Source organism: Lentzea chajnantorensis (assembly GCF_054300775.1).
The window spans coordinates 8,272,657-8,287,995 of record NZ_JBSDZT010000002.1 but is presented as its reverse complement, the minus strand read 5'-3'; the positions used below and the strand labels follow the sequence as shown (position 1 = coordinate 8,287,995).

The window sequence follows — 15,339 nt, the reverse complement described above, 5'->3', positions numbered from 1 at the left end:
AAGTGCTTGTGGCACAACGACGTTCCCCTCACCCAGGAGGGCCTGGTCTAGCCCTGGTGCGGGTGGAGGTGGGAGGTGGGGGCCACGAACGTCTCCTTGATGGAGCGCGGGCTCACCCAGCGGAGCAGGTTGTGGACCGACCCCGCCTTGTCGTTCGTGCCGGACGCGCGGCCGCCGCCGAAGGGCTGCTGGCCGACGACGGCACCGGTGGGCTTGTCGTTGACGTAGAAGTTGCCCGCGGCGAACCGCAGCTCCTCCTGCGCGTGCGCCACGGCGGCGCGGTCACGGGCGATGATCGAGCCGGTGAGGCCGTACGGCGCCGCGCTCTCCATCTGCTTGAGCACCGTCGGGTAGTCGGCGTCCTCGAAGACGTGGACCGCGAGCACCGGGCCGAAGAACTCGGTGGTGAACACGGAGTTCGCCGGGTCGGAGCCGAGCAGCACGGTGGGCCGGACGAAGAAGCCGTCCGAGTCGTCCGCGGTGCCGCCGGCGACGATCTCCAGCGAGGAGTCCGCCCGCGCGGCCTGCAGCACGCCCGACAGCTTGTCGAACGAACGGCGGTCGATCACCGCGCCACCGAAGTTCGAGAAGTCGGTGACGTCGCCGTAGGTCAGCGCCTCGACCTCGGCCAGGAACTGGTCCTTGATCTTGTTCCACACCGAGCGCGGCACGTAGGCGCGCGACGCGGCGGAGCACTTCTGGCCCTGGTACTCGAAAGCACCGCGGATCATGGCCACGCGCAGCACGTCCGGGTCGGCCGACGGGTGCGCGAGGATGAAGTCCTTGCCGCCGGTCTCGCCGACGATCCGCGGGTACGAGCGGTAGTTCGCGATGTTCGCGCCGACCTGCGCCCACAGCTTCTGGAACGTCGCGGTGGAGCCGGTGAAGTGGATGCCCGCGAGGTCGGGGAAGCTCAGCGCGACCTCGGAGACGGCCAGGCCGTCACCGGGCAGCAGGTTGATGACGCCGGGCGGCATGCCCGCCTCCTCCAGCAGCCGCATGGTGAGGTGCGCGGCGAACGACTGGGTCGGCGACGGCTTCCACAGCACCACGTTGCCCATCAGCGCGGGCGCGGTCGGCAGGTTGCCGGCGATGGCGGTGAAGTTGAACGGCGTGATCGCGTAGACGAAGCCCTCCAGCGGGCGGTGGTCCGTGCGGTTCCACACACCGGGGGAGGAGATCGGCTGCTCGCTCAGCAGGTTGCGGGCGAACTGCACGTTGAAGCGCCAGAAGTCGATCAGCTCGCAGGCGGAGTCGATCTCCGCCTGGATCGCGGTCTTCGACTGGCCGAGCATGGTCGCGGCGTTCAGCGTCTGCCGCCACGGACCGGCGAGCAGGTCGGCGGCGCGCAGCAGGATCGCCGCGCGGTCGTCGAACGACATCGCGCGCCACGCGGGGGCGGCCTCGCGAGCCGCGCGCAGGGCGTCGGTGGTGTCCTGCTGGGTCGCGCCGGCGAGGGTGCCGAGGACCGAGCGGTGGTTGTGCGGCTGGACGACGTCGAACCGCTCGCCGCCACCCATGCGCTGCTCGCCACCGATGGTGAGCGTCAGCTCGAGCGGCTCCTTCTGCAGCTCGGTCAGCTTGGCCTGCAGCTCGGCGCGCTCCGGGGTGCCGGGGGCGTACTGCAGGACCGGCTCGTTGACCGGGGCGGGAACCTGGGTGACCGCGTCCACTCGCAACTCCTCGTCGAATCGTCGGTGCCCCAACCGTAAGTCCGGTCAAGCCGTCATCCGTTGTCCGACCAACCAAATTTCACCAGTTCAGATGTACGATCCGACAGTGTTGAAGTGCACGCGGGGAGCTTTCGTACCCCAGGAGGGAACGCGGGGCCCCCGCGTGCCGGAGCAGCAGGAGCGGCGGGGGTGGGGGCGGGGATGAGTTTGCGGCACATCCTGATCGCGCTCGGTGATCCGCTCGTCGAGCTGCAGGTCGCGCCACACGGCCTGGAGGTCGACGTGCGCGACGTCGTGATCATGGACCCGGACGACCCGCCGGACGTGGCGGCGGGGGACCTCGCGCTGGTCATCGGCGCACGTGGCCGAGCGGCGTTGCCGCTGGTCAAGGCTGCCGGACGGGCGAAGGCCGCCGCCGTTGCCGTAAAAGAGGAGCTCGCCGGCGCTCGAACAGGCGGCGACGGACGCGGGCGTGGCGTTGCTGGAGGTCAGGCCGGAGGTGCGGTGGGCGCACCTGGAGTCGTTGGCCAAAGGCGTGCTCACGACGACGACCGACGACGGCGAGGTGCTCGGCGACCTGTTCGCGCTCGCGCAGACGATCGCCACCCTCACCGGCGGCATCGTCAGCATCGAGGACACCGCGAGCCGCGTGCTGGCCTACTCGCGGTCGTCCGACGAGGTCGACGAGCTGCGCCGGCTGTCGATCCTCGGCCGCCAGGGGCCGGAGCCGTACCTGAAGATGCTGCGCGAGTGGGGCGTCTACAACCTGCTGCGGTCGGGCGAGGAGGTCGTGCGCATCGACGAACGCCCCGAGCTCGGCATCCGCCGCCGCATCGCCGTCGGCATCCACGCGGGGTCGCAGCCGCTCGGCACGATCTGGGTGCAGGAGGGCGACCAGCCGCTCACCGCCCAGGCCGAACGCGCACTGCTCGGCGCCGCCCGCGTCACCGCCCCGCACCTGATCCAGCAGCGCAACCAGCCCACGTCCCGGTTCCGGGAGAACCTCCTCGCCGCCCTGCTCACCGGCCGGATGGACGCGGCCACCGTCGCCGGCCAGATCGGCGCCGACCCCGGCAAACCCGCCGCGGTGGTGGTCTTCGCGCTCAGGAGCGCCGAGGGCGACCGCAGCGAGCACGAGCTGCGCAGGGCCGAGATGACCGGCCTGATCTCCGTGCACGCGGCGGCGTACCGGCGCAGCGCGCTGGTCAGCGAGTCCGGCGGCCGCACCTACGTGCTGCTGCCCGACCTCGCCCCGAACGCGCAGCTGCTGAACCTCACCCGCGAGATCGTCACCACGGCCCGCCGCCACCTGCACACGGCGGTGCAGGCGGCGGTCGGCTCGACGGTGGCCACGCTCGACGAGGTGCGGGTGTCGCGGCAGGAGGCCGAACGCGTGCTCGACGCGATGGCCCGCGACCTCGACGCCGAGGTCGCCACGCTCGCCGACGTGCGCTCGCAGGTGCTGGTGAGCGAGATCCTCGCGCTGCTGCAGGACAACCCGAGGATTCGCGACCCCCGCATCGACGCGCTGGACCCGGAGCTCGCGAAGTCGCTGCTCGCCTACCTCGACGCGCTGGGGGACGTGCGGGCCGCGGCGGACCGGCTGCACGTCCACCCGAACACGCTGCGGTACCGGCTGCGGCGGATCGACCTGGACCTGGACGACCCGCTGGTGCGCCTGATCGCCCAGCTTCAGCTCAGGATGCGGTAGAGCAGCGCCCGTTCCGCGATCGTCCACGTCGTCGTGGTGAGCAGGTACAGCCCGGCGGCCAGCGGCAGGTAGGCCGCGACCAGGATCGTGCCGAACGGCAGCACCTTCACCAGCCCGGTCATGAACCCCGGCGCGGGCGTGGTGGTCAGCTGCGACCGCTGCCACCGCACGGTCAGGTACGCCACCACGGCCAGCGCCGCGAACAGCGCGAAGAACACCCACGCGAAGCCGGTGGTGAAGTGCGAACCGAGTGAGACGCCGAACAACGTGCCCTCCAGCAACGGGTTCGGCGTGGTGACGACCTGGTAGACGACCATGAAGAACGGGGCCGTCGCGAGCATCGGCAGCAGTCCCGCGAACATCGAGACGCCGTTGCTCTGGTAGACCTTCTGCGACTCCTCCGAGAACCGCACCAGGTCCTTGCCGTACTTCTTCTGCAGCTCCCGGATCTCCGGCGCGAGCTTGGCCTTGGCCTTCTCCCCGCGCACGGCGGCGCGGTACAGCGGGTGCAGCGCGAGCCGCACGACGATGGTGAACAGGACGATGGCGAGCGCGGGCGTGCCGAAGCTCGCCAGGGCAGCGCCCAGGTCAGCGAACAAGGGTTCTTTCTCCGTCTTGAGTCGGGTGTGCGGGACGTGTCAGAACGTCCGGCACCCCGGTGCTCGGGGACGGGGCCGACCAGCGGTGTCGGGGTTGCGCAGCCGCAGCTGCGCCGATCGTTCAGCGCGTTCGCGGATCGCGAGCGACCGGGCCGGTGCCACCGAGCGCGGCACGAGCGCGACCACGACGAGCAACGCGAGCGCCAAGGCGGTCACGGCCGCGACGACCTCGGTCGGCGAGGACAGCAGCGTGAACGCGTAGAGAGCGGGCAGGAAGACGGCGAGCAGCAGCACCGCCCGATTCCTGGTCTCCTGCCGCATCACGTCCCCGAGTGTACGGCCACGGCGGGGGCGCGGTCCCGGGAACGCCGCGTGGAGCAGGGACGGGTCACGACTCGACGAGGCCCGGCCGGTCGGGGTGGTCGTAGCGCACGACCAGGTCGGCCACCGGCTCGTAGTCGTCGAACGCGGGCAGCGTCCACTGCTCGGCGGTCTTGCGGCGCAGCGCTCCCGGCGAGAGCCACAGGTGCACGGTCAGCTCCGCGGGCAGCCACCGGTCGAGCAGCAGGGTGCCGTCGACCAGCACCACGCCGTTCTCCGGCACGTCCACGTACTCCGCGCGGCTGGCCCGGTCGGTGGCGGCGTTCCACAGCGACGGCAGCACCTTGCCGTCCAGCGCGGGGTCGAGCACCTCGCGTTGCAGACCGGCCAGGTCGAACCAGTCGTGCCGGTAGGAGTACGGGTCGGTGCGGCCGTGCTCCAGCCGCACCGACGCCGGTCGCAGGAAGTCCTGTGTGGACACGCGCTGGACGGAACGGCCCGTGGCGCGCAACGGTTCCACGAGCGCGTCGGCGAGCTTGCCCGGTTCGGCGGCGGGAGCGCCGTCGAGGAGCACGCGCACCCGGCCGTCCAGCGCGGTGACGCGGGAGACGATCTCGGCGACCAGGGTGTCGTGGGAGAGCGGCCGGACCTTCATCGCCACCCCGGTGACGGCGCCCAGTCCGCCCAGGCCGTGTCCCACCAGATCTCACCGGACGCCAGCATCTGCTCGATCTTCACGCCCTCCGCGCGGATCGCCTCGGCCTCCGCCGCGGAGTACTTGCCGGCCGCCACCTGCTCCTCGAACTCGTCGAGGTCGCGCTGCTGCCACGTGCCGTCGGGCGCCATGGTGTAGTCGAGCGCGTGGTCGAGGGTCTCGAAACCGTCGGCCGTGCGCCGGTAGGGCGCCTGCAGGTTCAGGTAGTAGTTGCCGAAGCGGCGGTCCTCGCCGTGCCAGAACAGGTCGACCGAGTAGGCGTCGTCCGGGCGGTGCAGCATGAGCTTGCCGTGGCCGCGCCAGAAACCGCGTTCCGGCCGGTCCCACGGGTGCGGGTGGTGGTGCTCGGGGTAGGTGAGCGGGGTGCCCGGCTCCACGAACACCGCGAGCAGCCCCGGCTCGTCGACCACGACCCTGGTCGGCATCTCCGACCAGACCCTGCCGTGCAGCACCTCCCGCCGCACGACCACCTCACCCGGCGTGAACAACCTCATGCGCCGAACTTACGTGATCACGCTCGGCCGCGTCCCTCGCCATCATGCGCCGCTTGAGCGCGGGAACGGCGTTCGTGACGCGCAGGACCGTGCGGAACATCGCGAGCACGACCCGGCCGATCACGGGCCTGTGCAGCATGCCGGTGCCGTCCATCTGCTCACGCGAGGCGAGCACGGCCTTGAACCCGTACTCCACCATCTCGGTCTCGTACTCACCGATGGCGGTGACCACGTCCTTGCCGCGGTGGGCCTCGGTGAGCTTGCGGGTCAGCAGCTCCGCGTCGCGCAACGCGGTGTTCGCGCCGATGCCGCGGCCCGGCGTCATGAGGTGCACGGCGTCACCGATCAGCGTGACGTTGCTGGGCTTCCACGGCCGCACCGGCTCCGACGTGCGGACCTTGATCCGGAACACGGTCCGCGGGTCGGCCAACCGGAAGAGCTCGCGCAGGTTCGGGTGGAACTTCGGCGTCATCCCCAGCACGACCTGCTTGAGCTGCTCCTGGTCCAGCCCGTCGAGCTCGGGGAACTTGTCGTGTGCCGCCGCGTAGCCCCACATGATGTAGTCGTCCTCGACGCCCGCGGTGTCGAAGCGCATGACGTGCAGGATCACGAACGAGCCGCGCGGGCCGTGGAGCAGCGTCACGGCCCGTTCCGCCTGCGGTGGCAGCAGCGCCAGGTTCTCCGGGGTGAGCGGCAGCTTGCCGGCGATCGAGGTGATGCCGGTGTCGGAGATCCGCGCGTGCGGCAGGTACTGCTTGCGCAGCTTCGACTGCGCGCCATCGGCTCCGACGAGCACGTCACCGGTCTCGGAGGTGCCGTCGGCGAAGAACGCGGTGACCGAGCCGTCGTCGTTGCGGCTGAAGCGGGTGAACGCCTTGTCGAACCGCACGACGTCCTCCAGCCCGGTCAGCAGCGCGGTCCGCATCGCGATGCGGCTCACCGACTTCTCGCTGCGGGACTCGTCGCTCTGCTCGGGCAGTTCCGCGACCAGCAGCTCGCGGTACTTCTCGGTGCGCATGTTGATCAGCTTCGGCGGCCGGGCCGTGGTGCGCACGAACTCGGCGAACACCTCCTCGGGTAAGCAGCTGTGCAGCGCCTTGCTGCCGTCCGGGCTGATCCCGACCCGGTAGCCGATCAGCATGCTGCGCGGCGTGCGGTCGCGTTCGAACAGCGCCACGTCCACGCCGGCCTTCTTCAGCCCGTGTGCCAGGCACAGGCCACCGGTCCCCGCTCCGATGATGAGTACGCGCATGACTTCCCCCTCAACCAAGTATCTTAGTTGAGAAGATATTCATGCTCTGAGAGTCTTGTCAATCGTCCTGGTTGAGCCTCCGCAGCCGGGCGGTCGTGATCGCGACCCGCACGTCGTTCGGCGGCAACAGCCTGACCAGCTGTTCCATCGCCTCGGCGTCGTGCTCACCGGAGTCGGTCTGGACGAACGTCCACAGCGCGTTCGCGTCACCGCGCGACAGCACGGCCCGGCGCACACCGCTCGCCAGGTCGTCGCGCTCGGCCAGCACGACCGGCGCTTCGGAACGGGGGAGCAGCGTGCCGCGGTAGCGGGAGGCGGCCAGCGGGACGTCACCGTTGCGGAGGGCGGCGCGCACGGCCAGGAAGTCGGCCTCCACGTGCGCGGTCAGCCGGTACGGGCGGGTCGCGAGCACGCCGGCGCCCAGCTGCGCGCGCAACCGGTGCAGCTCCGCACGAACGGTCGTGGGATTGCCGCGCTCGCCGTAGAGCCGCAACGCGAGCTGGTCGGCGGTCAGGCCGCCGTGCACCGTCAGCGCGCACAGGATCTCCGCGTGCCGCAACGAGATCGGCACCTCGCGGGCGTCCAGCACCACCTTCGGTTCGGGCAGCAGGAACGACAGCGACAGCACCGAACGGCGCACGAGCCGCTGCCGGGGAACGCGCAGCAGGTACCCGTGGGCGAGCGGTTCCAGCACGGCGTCACGGCCGTCGGGCAACCGCACCCGGTCCGACGACACGTCGACGCGCGGCGGTACCAGCCCGTACGGCTCGGCGGCGACGACCCGGCCGGTCGGGCTGAGCAACGCGCCCGGCTCACCGCGCAACGCGACCAGGTGCCGCATGTTGCGCGCCCGCAGCTCCTCGTCCTGGGCGCTCATCCTGGCCAGCAGCGCCGACTCGGCGAGCCGGGCGGAGGCCGACACCAGCGCCACCATCGACGGGTGCATCGTCTCCATCGGACCGCTCAGGTCGACGACGCCGATCACCTCGCCGGTGTCCGGGTCGCGCACCGGGCTCCCCGCGCACGTCCAGTGGTGGTAGGTGCGCACCAGGTGCTCCGCGGAGTGGACGGTGACGCTGGAGTTCACCGCGAGCGCGGTGCCCATCGCGTTCGTCCCCGCCGCGTCCTCCGACCAGAGCGTCCCCGCGCCCAGGCCGACGTCCTCGGCGTAGGAGCGGGTCGGGTGGGAGCCCTCGCACCACAGGATGTGGCCCTGGGCGTCCGCGACCACCATGATGTGCCTCGCCTCCTCGGCGAAGCCCAGCAGCGTCTCGCGCAGCACCGGCAGCGTCGGGTGCAGCGGGTGCCGTTCACGCAGGTCCGGCAGCTCGTCCTGGGCGAACACCGTCGGCGCGGTGTGCAGGTCGGGGTTCACGTTGGCCGCGAGTGACCGCTGCCACGACGCCGAGATGACGGAGCGTGGCGAATCGGCCGTGCGAGTGCCACTCAACACGGCATCTCTGACCCGGCTGAGCAACAGTGCGTGTTGCCGGTGGTCGGCGGTCACTGGTCCATCCACGGCTTGCAACGAGCATGCAACGTTCTGCTGCCTACTTTCTCATTTCCCCCACCTCAGGCGATCGGTGGGCCATCTTCCGCAGGGAGTCGAGAATGACGCAGTACGCGGCACCGGGGCAGCCCGGCAGCGTGGTCGCGTACCGGCCCAGGTACGACCACTTCATCGGCGGCGACCACGTGCCACCCGTCGCCGGCGAGTACGCCGAGAACGTGACGCCGGTGACCGGCGAGGTGTTCACGGAGGTCGCGCGCGGCACCGACGCCGATCGCGCCCGTGCGCTGCACTCGGCCGGCGGTGCCGCACAGGCCTGGGGGCGCACCACGGCACGGGAGCGCGCCACGGTCCTGGGTGAGATCGCCGACCGGGTCGAGGAGCACGCCACCGAGCTGGCCGTCGCGGAGACGTGGGACAACGGCAAGCCGGTGCGCGAGGCGCTGGTCAACGACGTCCCGATGCTGATCGAGCAGTTCCGCCAGGTCGCCGCCGTCATCCGCACCGAGGTCGGCACGGTCGAGCAGCTCGGCTGCGGCACCACCGACTACCGCACCCACCAGCCCGTCGGCGTGGTGCAGCGCAGGCTCGGCTGGGCGTTCCCGCTGCTGCACGCCGCCCGCGTGCTCGCCCCCGCGCTCGGCGCCGGGAACACCGTGGTCCTGGAGCCCGCGCTGCAGACGCCCGCGTCGGTCCACGTGCTCATGGACGTGATCGCCGACCTGCTGCCACCCGGTGTGGTGAACGTGATCACCGGATCTGATGACCACCCGGCGGTCGCCGGCCGCTGCCCGAACATCTTCTTCGCCGACGTCACCGCCCAGCGCGACGACTTCCTCGACAAGGCGCTGGAGGGCTTCGCGATGTTCGCCGCCAACCAGGGCCAGGTGGCCACGGCCCCGTCCCGCGCGCTGGTCCAGACCGCGGGCTACGAAGAGCTGCTGCACCTCGCGACCGAACGCACCCGGCAGCTGCGCACCGGCAACCCCCTCGACACCGACACGGTGGTCGGCGCCGTGGTGTCGCTGGCCCAGCGCGACCGCGTGCTCGCCTACGTCGCCCGCGGCAGGGCCGAGGGCGCCCGCCTGGTCACCGGCGGCGAGGCCTCCGGCCACTACGTCCAGCCGACGATCTTCGAGGGCGACCACCGCTCCGGCGTGTTCGCCGACGACGTGCTCGGCCCGGTCGTGTCGGTGACCAGGTTCGACGACCGCGACGACGCCGTGAAGATCGCCAACGAGGCCACCGCCCAGATCGGCGCCGGCGTCTGGTCCCGCGACGTCGTGCTGGCCCACCGCCTCGGCCAGGAGCTGCGCGCGGAACGGGTCTGGGTGAACAACTACCACGCGTACCCGGCGAACACCGCGGTGCTCGCCGAGTACCGGCGCGTGAAGCACCTGCTGGTCAGCTACACCGACCGCGCGCAGGGCTACTTCTGACCGCTCACTTGCGCCAGGGCACCTGAGGGGAGGCGTAGTAGCCGATGCCCATCGCCTCCCACCGGGGTGCCTGCGCGCCCAGCCGCGGCGCGAACCGCTCCCAGTCGTGGACCGAGGCGGGTGCCCAGCCGAGCTCGGCCACCACGGGCAGGCGCGGGAACGCCATGTGCTCGATGTCGGCCGTCGTCCGCAGCGTCTCCGTCCACAGTGGAGCCTCGACGCCGCGGACACTGGCCTCGCCGACCCCGTCGAGGTACGCGCCGGGGTTCCAGCTGTAAGCGTCCTTCACCTCGACGTACCCGGCCCAGCTGAGGCCGAGTGCGGTGTTCTTGTCGTACTTCATGTCGAGGTAGACCCGGTTCGCCGGCGACATGAGCACCTTGTTGCCGCGCTGGGCCGCCGCGGCCACGTCCGCGTTGGTCGTCTTGGTGCCCCAGAACTGCGGGACGACGGAGGTGTCGGTGGTGGTCTTGACGAACTCGTGCCAGCCGACGGTGGTCTTGCCGTACTTCTTCACGATCGGCAGCGCGCGGTCCATGAACGTCTGGTAGTCCGCGTCGGAGGTCGAGTGGGCCTCGTCGCCGCCGAGGTGGAAGTACGGACCGGGCGTGATCGCCGAGACCTCGCGGACGACGTCCTCGACGAACCGGTACGTGACGTCGTTGTTGATGCACAACGACGAGAAGCCGACCTCGATGCCGGTGTAGAGCGGCCGCTTCTGGCCGTCGCAGTTCAGCTCGGCGTAGCTCGCCTGGGCGGCGTTGGTGTGACCCGGCATGTCGAACTCGGGGATCACCGTGATGCCGCGCGACGCCGCGTGCGCGACGAGGTCCTTGTACTGCTGCTGCGTGTAGTAGAGCCGGCCGGTGCGGCCGCCGACCTCGGTGCTGCCGCCGATCTTCGTCAGCTCGGGCCACGACTTGATCTCCAGCCGCCACCCCTGGTCGTCGGACAGGTGGAGGTGGAAGTAGTTGACCTTGAACGTGGCGAGCTGGTCGACGTAGCGCTTCACCTGGTCGGTGGTGAAGAAGTGCCGGCTGACGTCGAGCATCGCGCCGCGGTGGTGGTAGCGCGGGAAGTCCGTGATGCTCGCGCCCCTGACCTGCCACGGCCCGGGCTGCTTCCGCTTCGCCTCCGCCTTGGCGGGCAACAGCTGGCGCAACGTGGCCACGCCGTTGAAGTGGCCGGCCGCCGTGTTGGCGCGGATGACCACCTGCCTCGGCGTCACGTCGAGCTGGTAGCCCTCGGGACCGACCTTCCGGTCGGCGCCGCCCGCGAAGACGATCCCGGTGTGGCCGAGCCGGTCGGTGACCGGCAGGCGGAAACCGGTGGAGGGCCGCAGGGTGTCGGCCAGGAGCTCGGCGGGTGCGGCGGCGTGCCGCGTGGTCACCTGGATCTTGGCGGACGGCGACAGCGTGAAGACGCCGGGACGCGCGGTCAGCTGGGCGGGGTGCGGAACGAGCTGCGGGGGCGGCGGGGCTGCGTCGGCGGTACCGGTCACCAGGACTCCAGATGCGGCGATCAGCACGGCCGCCAGGGCGGATTTGGCTCGATGTCGTGCCACGACTCGTCCTCCAGGGCAGGGAGCGAAGTGGCGGCGGCGCTGGGGATCACGGTTTCAGCGCCCGGCCGGGATGTCAAGGTCCAGACCAATTGTGCCGGTTCCCGGAGGCTTGCGCGAACGGGCCGGGGGCGGGACGTCCCGCCCCCGGCCCGACCCTGAATCCCTGCGGTCTAAGGGTGTTCCTTCGACAGCTTGTGCCACAGCGCCGGAAGCGCCGCCTCCGTCCGGTGGGCGAGCTCCACCTCCTGCCCGTACAGCAGCCCGAACGTGAACCCGTTGTCGTCGCCCCGTCCCAGCTCCAGCAGCACCGGCCGGGCCACGACGGAGTCCTGGTGGTCGCCGAGCAGGGTCTGCACCTCCTTGGCGCGCTTGCGCAGGGCCGTGGCGTGCTTGCCGAGCGCGGGTTCGGCGACCTCGGCGGAGTAGCGCAGGCGCTTCGCGGCCTTGCGGGCCTCGTGCAGGGGCGTGTCGCTGTCGTCGGTGGCGAGGGCGGTCTTGATGCGGGCGTCCAGGCGGTGGCGGGCCTTCTCCACGAGCTTGGGCAGGACGTCCTTGGCCCTGCCCGCGGCGAGCGGGGTGAGAGGGGGATCGGTGAGCAGCGTGTCGATGGAGTTCAGCAGGGCGAAGTAGCGCTCGTCGTCGAGGGCGGCGACGGAGGCCTCGTGGGCGGCGGCCTCGCGCGGGGCGAAGTGGCGGGTGAGGCGTGCGGCCACGTCACCGAGGGCCAGCTCCGGCGGGAGGGCGTGCAGGGCCTGCTCGAAGCGCGTCCGCAGCACCTCCAGGTCACGGGAGGTGCCCAGGACGCCCGCGAGCCACTTCAGCTCGTCGGTCAGGGTGCGGGTGGCGTCGCGGTCGACGACCTTGCCGAACGCCTGCAGTGCCGAGCGCATGCGGCGGGTGGCGACGCGCATCTGGTGCACGGCGTCGTCCTCGCTGCGGCGCACGCGCGGGTCCTGGTTCTGCAGGGCGGCGCGTTGCTCGTGCAGGTAGGCGAGGACGACGTCGCCCGCCGTGGACTTCTTCGTCACGCGCGGTATCGGGTCGCGTTTGACGCCGATCACCTGCGAGAGCTTCGAGGCCGACGACGAGCGGTGGATGCCCGCGTCGCCCAGGTGCTGTTCGACGGTGTCGAGCAGGGCGCGGTCGCCGGTGCCGAGCTCGACCTCGATCTCGCGCCACGAGGTGGTGCGGGTGGACGACCCCATGGTCTGGGCGGTCACCACGTCGTCGACGACCTCGGCCAGCACCTCGCCGTCGCCGTTGGACAGCTGCCAGCGGCGGCGGTTCGTCTTGATCTGCGCCACCGGCGCCAGGGACGAGCCGCGGGTGTGGGCGCGCACCAGGGACGTGAGGTCCTTCGGCGGTGTCTTCACGGCGCGGCCGAGCGGGGCGTGCAGCTCCTGGCGCGAGTCGGTGCCGGCGGGCAGCTTGAGGTGCCAGCCCTCGTCGTGACCGCCGACGCGCCTGCGCAGGGTCACGCCGGCGCGGGCGAGGCGGTAGTCGTCGGTGTCGAAGTAGGTGGCTTCGAGGTCGAACTCCTCGGGGCCCGTCACGACACCGGTGATCTCGGTGAGGTCCGGCAGACTCGCGTCCGATGGGGCCTCGTACTTGCGTTCGGTCTCGGTAGCAGAGGTCGCCATTTCCCATTCATACCCCGCTTCGGCCCAGTTCACCCGCGTCGTGACGGTGGGTGAGGACGGGTGCCTCGGCCGGGCGGAAGCGGTACTCGATGGCGTGCAATCCGGGGCACGCGCCTTGGCCGGTCGGGCACCGTCCGGTTCGCTGGTCGCGTGCCCACGGAGAAGGAACGCCTCGACGTCGTCGAACCGCAGGTCGCCACGCTGATCAGCCACGTCGGCCAGCTCGCCGCGGAGCTGGAGCGGGTGACGGCGCGGCTCACGGCGCTGGAGCGCAGGCTGTCCGGTGCCGGTGACGGCGCGCTGGTGGACCTCGACGCGGTCGCCGACGACATCGCGCCGCTGGTCAGTGCGCTGCGGACGGCGTGGGACGCGGAGCAGGAGCTCCTCGCCGACCCGATGCGGGTCGAGCTGCGCCGGGAGGTGCTGGAGTTCGAGGGCCTCAAGGCGCGCCGCGACGAGGCCCGCTCCAGGCTCGCCAGCGGACGGGTGCCGCGCTTCGAACGCGACGCCCTCAGCCACGAGGTGCGCCAGGTGGAGTGGCTGATCCACGCCAACGAGGCCAGTGCGCTCCGCGCGGCCGAACGGCTGGCGGCCGACGAGGAGGCCGTCGGCGAGGAGTGGCGCACCGAGGCCGTGCGCGCGGGCGAGAAGGCCCGCGCCGAGATCAGGGACGCCGCCGCCCGCCGCATCTCCGACGCGCTCGGGCAGTACGCGCGGATGCCGGTGTGGTTCCGCGTCGGCCTGGGCGAGATCACCGCGCCGGACCCGTCGTTCTGGCTGGAGTCGGCGATCGCGGTCCTCGCCTACCGGCTGGAGTACGGCGTCACCGACGCGGTCTCGCCGCTGGGCACGCCGCCGTCCGCGAGCAGCGGCACCGAGGCGTGGGTGCGCCGGGCCGACGTCCACGCCGACGTCGCCGACCGGCTCGCGACGCTGGCCGCCACGTTCCACCTCCAGTAGCCTTGCTGCAACCGCACGGTTGCAGGAGGGCTCCGCAGGGTGAAGCAGGACGATCAGGACCGGGTCAGCGAGGTCCTCGCCGCGCTCGCGGACCCCATGCGCCGCCAGGTCCTCGACCTCGTCGCCGCCCGCGGCCCGGTGTCGGCGTCGGCGCTCGCGGGCGAGCTCCCGGTCAGCCGCCAGGCGATCGTGAAGCACCTGGCCGTGCTCGAACGCGCCGAGCTGGTGACGTCGCGGCGGGCCGGCCGGGAGAACTGCTTCTCGGTCCGGTCCGACGCGCTCGACGCCACCGCCTCCTGGATGGCGTCGCTGGCCTCGCAGTGGGACAGCCGCCTCGCCAGGCTCAAGCGGATCGCTGAGGCATGAGGTTCCCGCCGACCATCGTGGCCAGCACGGGGATGTCGGCGATCGCGTCGCTGGTGCGCGGGTCGTCGCCGAGCACCACGAGGTCGGCGAGCTTGCCCGGGGCGAGGCTGCCCAGCACGTCCTCCTTGCGGCACGCGTAGGCGCTGCCGAGCGTGTACGCGCGGATCGCCTCCTCGACGCTGATCGCCTCGTCCTGACCGACCGCGCGACCGCCGGACGACCGCCGCCGCACCATGAACTCGATGCCGCGCAACGGTGCGCCGTCCGCGACCGGCCGGTCGGAGCTGCCCGCCACGGTGATGCCGTGGTCGAGGAACGACCGCCCGCGGTACATCCAGGGCGCCCGGCCCGGTCCCATGATCTCGCTGTAGTCGTCGCCGTAGGCCCACAGGAACGTCGGCTGGACGACGGGGATCATGCCGAGGGCCGCGATCCGCCCGAGCTGTTCGGGACGCACCAGGCCGCAGTGCTCGACCCGGTGCCGGGCGTCCGGGCGCGGTCGTGCGGACTGCGCCCGCTCCACCGCGTCGAGGGTGAAGTCGATCGCCCGGTCGCCGATCGCGTGGACCGCGAGCTGCCACCCGGCGTTGTGCGCGTCGGCGATCGCCGCCCGCATGAGCTCCTCCGGCTCGGCGAGCTGCCCGACGTTGTCGCTCCCGGCGTACGGCTCGGTCAACGCGGCCGTGCGCGCGATCATGCCGCCGTCGGTCCACAGCTTCATGGCGCCCAACGACAGCATGTCGTCGCCGAACCCGGTGCGCAGCCCGAGGTCGATCGCCCGTGCGATGCCATCGGCCGGATCGGCGGCCACGTCGTGCAGCACGTGTGCGGACACCATGAGCTGCACCCGGATCGGCAGCTCGGCCCGCTGGTAGGCCAGGGCCTCCAGCGGGCTCGACGCGATCAGCCCGGCGCCGATGCCCGCCTCCGCGCACATCGTCACGCCCTCGGCCAGCACCTGCTCCGCACTGCGCCGCAGCTCGTCGACGACCTCGTCGACCGAGTAGGGCAGCCGCAACGACCGCGCGGCCAGCTGTTCGTTCTCGGTCAGCCAGCCGTCGCTCGTGATGCCCGGCAGCCGGCGCAGCACGGCGG

General features: G+C 71.6%; 13 protein-coding genes and 1 pseudogene. 4 read left to right on the top strand and 10 right to left on the bottom strand.

Annotated features, from left to right (window positions below; translation table 11 throughout):
- Nucleotides 1-47 precede the first annotated feature (47 nt).
- On the bottom strand, nucleotides 48-1,673 hold the full coding sequence (gene pruA / locus ACVDFE_RS39625; RefSeq protein ID WP_458434016.1) for an L-glutamate gamma-semialdehyde dehydrogenase: 1,626 nt from the start codon (nucleotides 1,671-1,673) through the stop codon (nucleotides 48-50).
- A 201-nt stretch (nucleotides 1,674-1,874) separates the two neighbouring features.
- Between pruA and ACVDFE_RS39620 the strand changes: the two are divergent.
- Nucleotides 1,875-3,384, top strand: a pseudogene (locus ACVDFE_RS39620) (PucR family transcriptional regulator).
- Here the strand turns inward: ACVDFE_RS39620 and ACVDFE_RS39615 are convergent.
- The 6 genes from ACVDFE_RS39615 to ACVDFE_RS39590 all read right to left on the bottom strand — a co-directional run bounded on the left by ACVDFE_RS39615 (nucleotide 3,366) and on the right by ACVDFE_RS39590 (nucleotide 8,218).
- A complete protein-coding gene (locus tag ACVDFE_RS39615) occupies nucleotides 3,366-3,983 on the bottom strand; it encodes a YidC/Oxa1 family membrane protein insertase (RefSeq protein WP_458434015.1) in 618 nt (205 codons plus the stop codon). The pseudogene ACVDFE_RS39620 and the gene ACVDFE_RS39615 sit on opposite strands and share 19 nt — an antisense overlap.
- A gap of 39 nt (nucleotides 3,984-4,022) precedes the next feature.
- A complete protein-coding gene (locus ACVDFE_RS39610; RefSeq protein WP_458434468.1) occupies nucleotides 4,023-4,304 on the bottom strand; it encodes a DUF6412 domain-containing protein in 282 nt (93 codons plus the stop codon).
- Nucleotides 4,305-4,371: 67 nt separating this feature from the next.
- Nucleotides 4,372-4,959, bottom strand: coding sequence for a nucleoside/nucleotide kinase family protein (locus ACVDFE_RS39605; RefSeq protein ID WP_360401014.1), 588 nt, complete (start codon nucleotides 4,957-4,959; stop codon nucleotides 4,372-4,374).
- Nucleotides 4,956-5,513 carry a DUF402 domain-containing protein gene (locus ACVDFE_RS39600; protein WP_360400885.1) on the bottom strand — a complete coding sequence of 186 codons (558 nt, stop codon included), beginning with the start codon at nucleotides 5,511-5,513 and terminating at the stop codon, nucleotides 4,956-4,958. The genes ACVDFE_RS39605 and ACVDFE_RS39600 overlap by 4 nt, the downstream gene beginning before the upstream one ends.
- The gene (locus ACVDFE_RS39595; RefSeq protein ID WP_360400882.1) at nucleotides 5,491-6,765 is read right to left on the bottom strand and encodes an FAD-dependent oxidoreductase; all 1,275 of its coding nucleotides are present in this window, start codon (nucleotides 6,763-6,765) and stop codon (nucleotides 5,491-5,493) included. The genes ACVDFE_RS39600 and ACVDFE_RS39595 overlap by 23 nt, the downstream gene beginning before the upstream one ends.
- Before the next feature lie 58 nt (nucleotides 6,766-6,823).
- Nucleotides 6,824-8,218, bottom strand: a complete 1,395-nt coding sequence (locus ACVDFE_RS39590) for a GAF domain-containing protein (RefSeq protein ID WP_360400879.1) — start codon at nucleotides 8,216-8,218, stop codon at nucleotides 6,824-6,826.
- Between the two features lie 158 nt (nucleotides 8,219-8,376).
- Between ACVDFE_RS39590 and ACVDFE_RS39585 the strand changes: the two genes are divergently transcribed.
- Nucleotides 8,377-9,714, top strand: coding sequence for an aldehyde dehydrogenase family protein (locus ACVDFE_RS39585; RefSeq protein WP_458434014.1), 1,338 nt, complete (start codon nucleotides 8,377-8,379; stop codon nucleotides 9,712-9,714).
- A gap of 4 nt (nucleotides 9,715-9,718) precedes the next feature.
- Here ACVDFE_RS39585 and ACVDFE_RS39580 read toward each other — a convergent pair whose 3' ends face one another.
- Both ACVDFE_RS39580 and ACVDFE_RS39575 read right to left on the bottom strand, forming a co-directional pair.
- Nucleotides 9,719-11,278, bottom strand: a complete 1,560-nt coding sequence (locus ACVDFE_RS39580) for a beta-N-acetylhexosaminidase (protein ID WP_458434013.1) — start codon at nucleotides 11,276-11,278, stop codon at nucleotides 9,719-9,721.
- A 170-nt stretch (nucleotides 11,279-11,448) separates the two neighbouring features.
- On the bottom strand, nucleotides 11,449-12,918 hold the full coding sequence (locus ACVDFE_RS39575) for a CYTH and CHAD domain-containing protein (protein ID WP_458434012.1): 1,470 nt from the start codon (nucleotides 12,916-12,918) through the stop codon (nucleotides 11,449-11,451).
- 150 nt (nucleotides 12,919-13,068) lie between these two features.
- Here ACVDFE_RS39575 and ACVDFE_RS39570 point away from each other — a divergent pair, with 150 nt between their 5' ends.
- Both ACVDFE_RS39570 and ACVDFE_RS39565 read left to right on the top strand, forming a co-directional pair.
- Nucleotides 13,069-13,878, top strand: a complete 810-nt coding sequence (locus ACVDFE_RS39570; RefSeq protein ID WP_360400867.1) for a hypothetical protein — start codon at nucleotides 13,069-13,071, stop codon at nucleotides 13,876-13,878.
- A gap of 39 nt (nucleotides 13,879-13,917) precedes the next feature.
- Nucleotides 13,918-14,244, top strand: a complete 327-nt coding sequence (locus ACVDFE_RS39565; RefSeq protein ID WP_360400864.1) for an ArsR/SmtB family transcription factor — start codon at nucleotides 13,918-13,920, stop codon at nucleotides 14,242-14,244.
- On the opposite strand, the gene ACVDFE_RS39560 is transcribed toward ACVDFE_RS39565, so the two are convergent.
- Nucleotides 14,222-15,334, bottom strand: a complete 1,113-nt coding sequence (locus ACVDFE_RS39560) for an amidohydrolase (protein WP_458434011.1) — start codon at nucleotides 15,332-15,334, stop codon at nucleotides 14,222-14,224. The genes ACVDFE_RS39565 and ACVDFE_RS39560 overlap by 23 nt on opposite strands.
- Nucleotides 15,335-15,339: the final 5 nt, after the last annotated feature.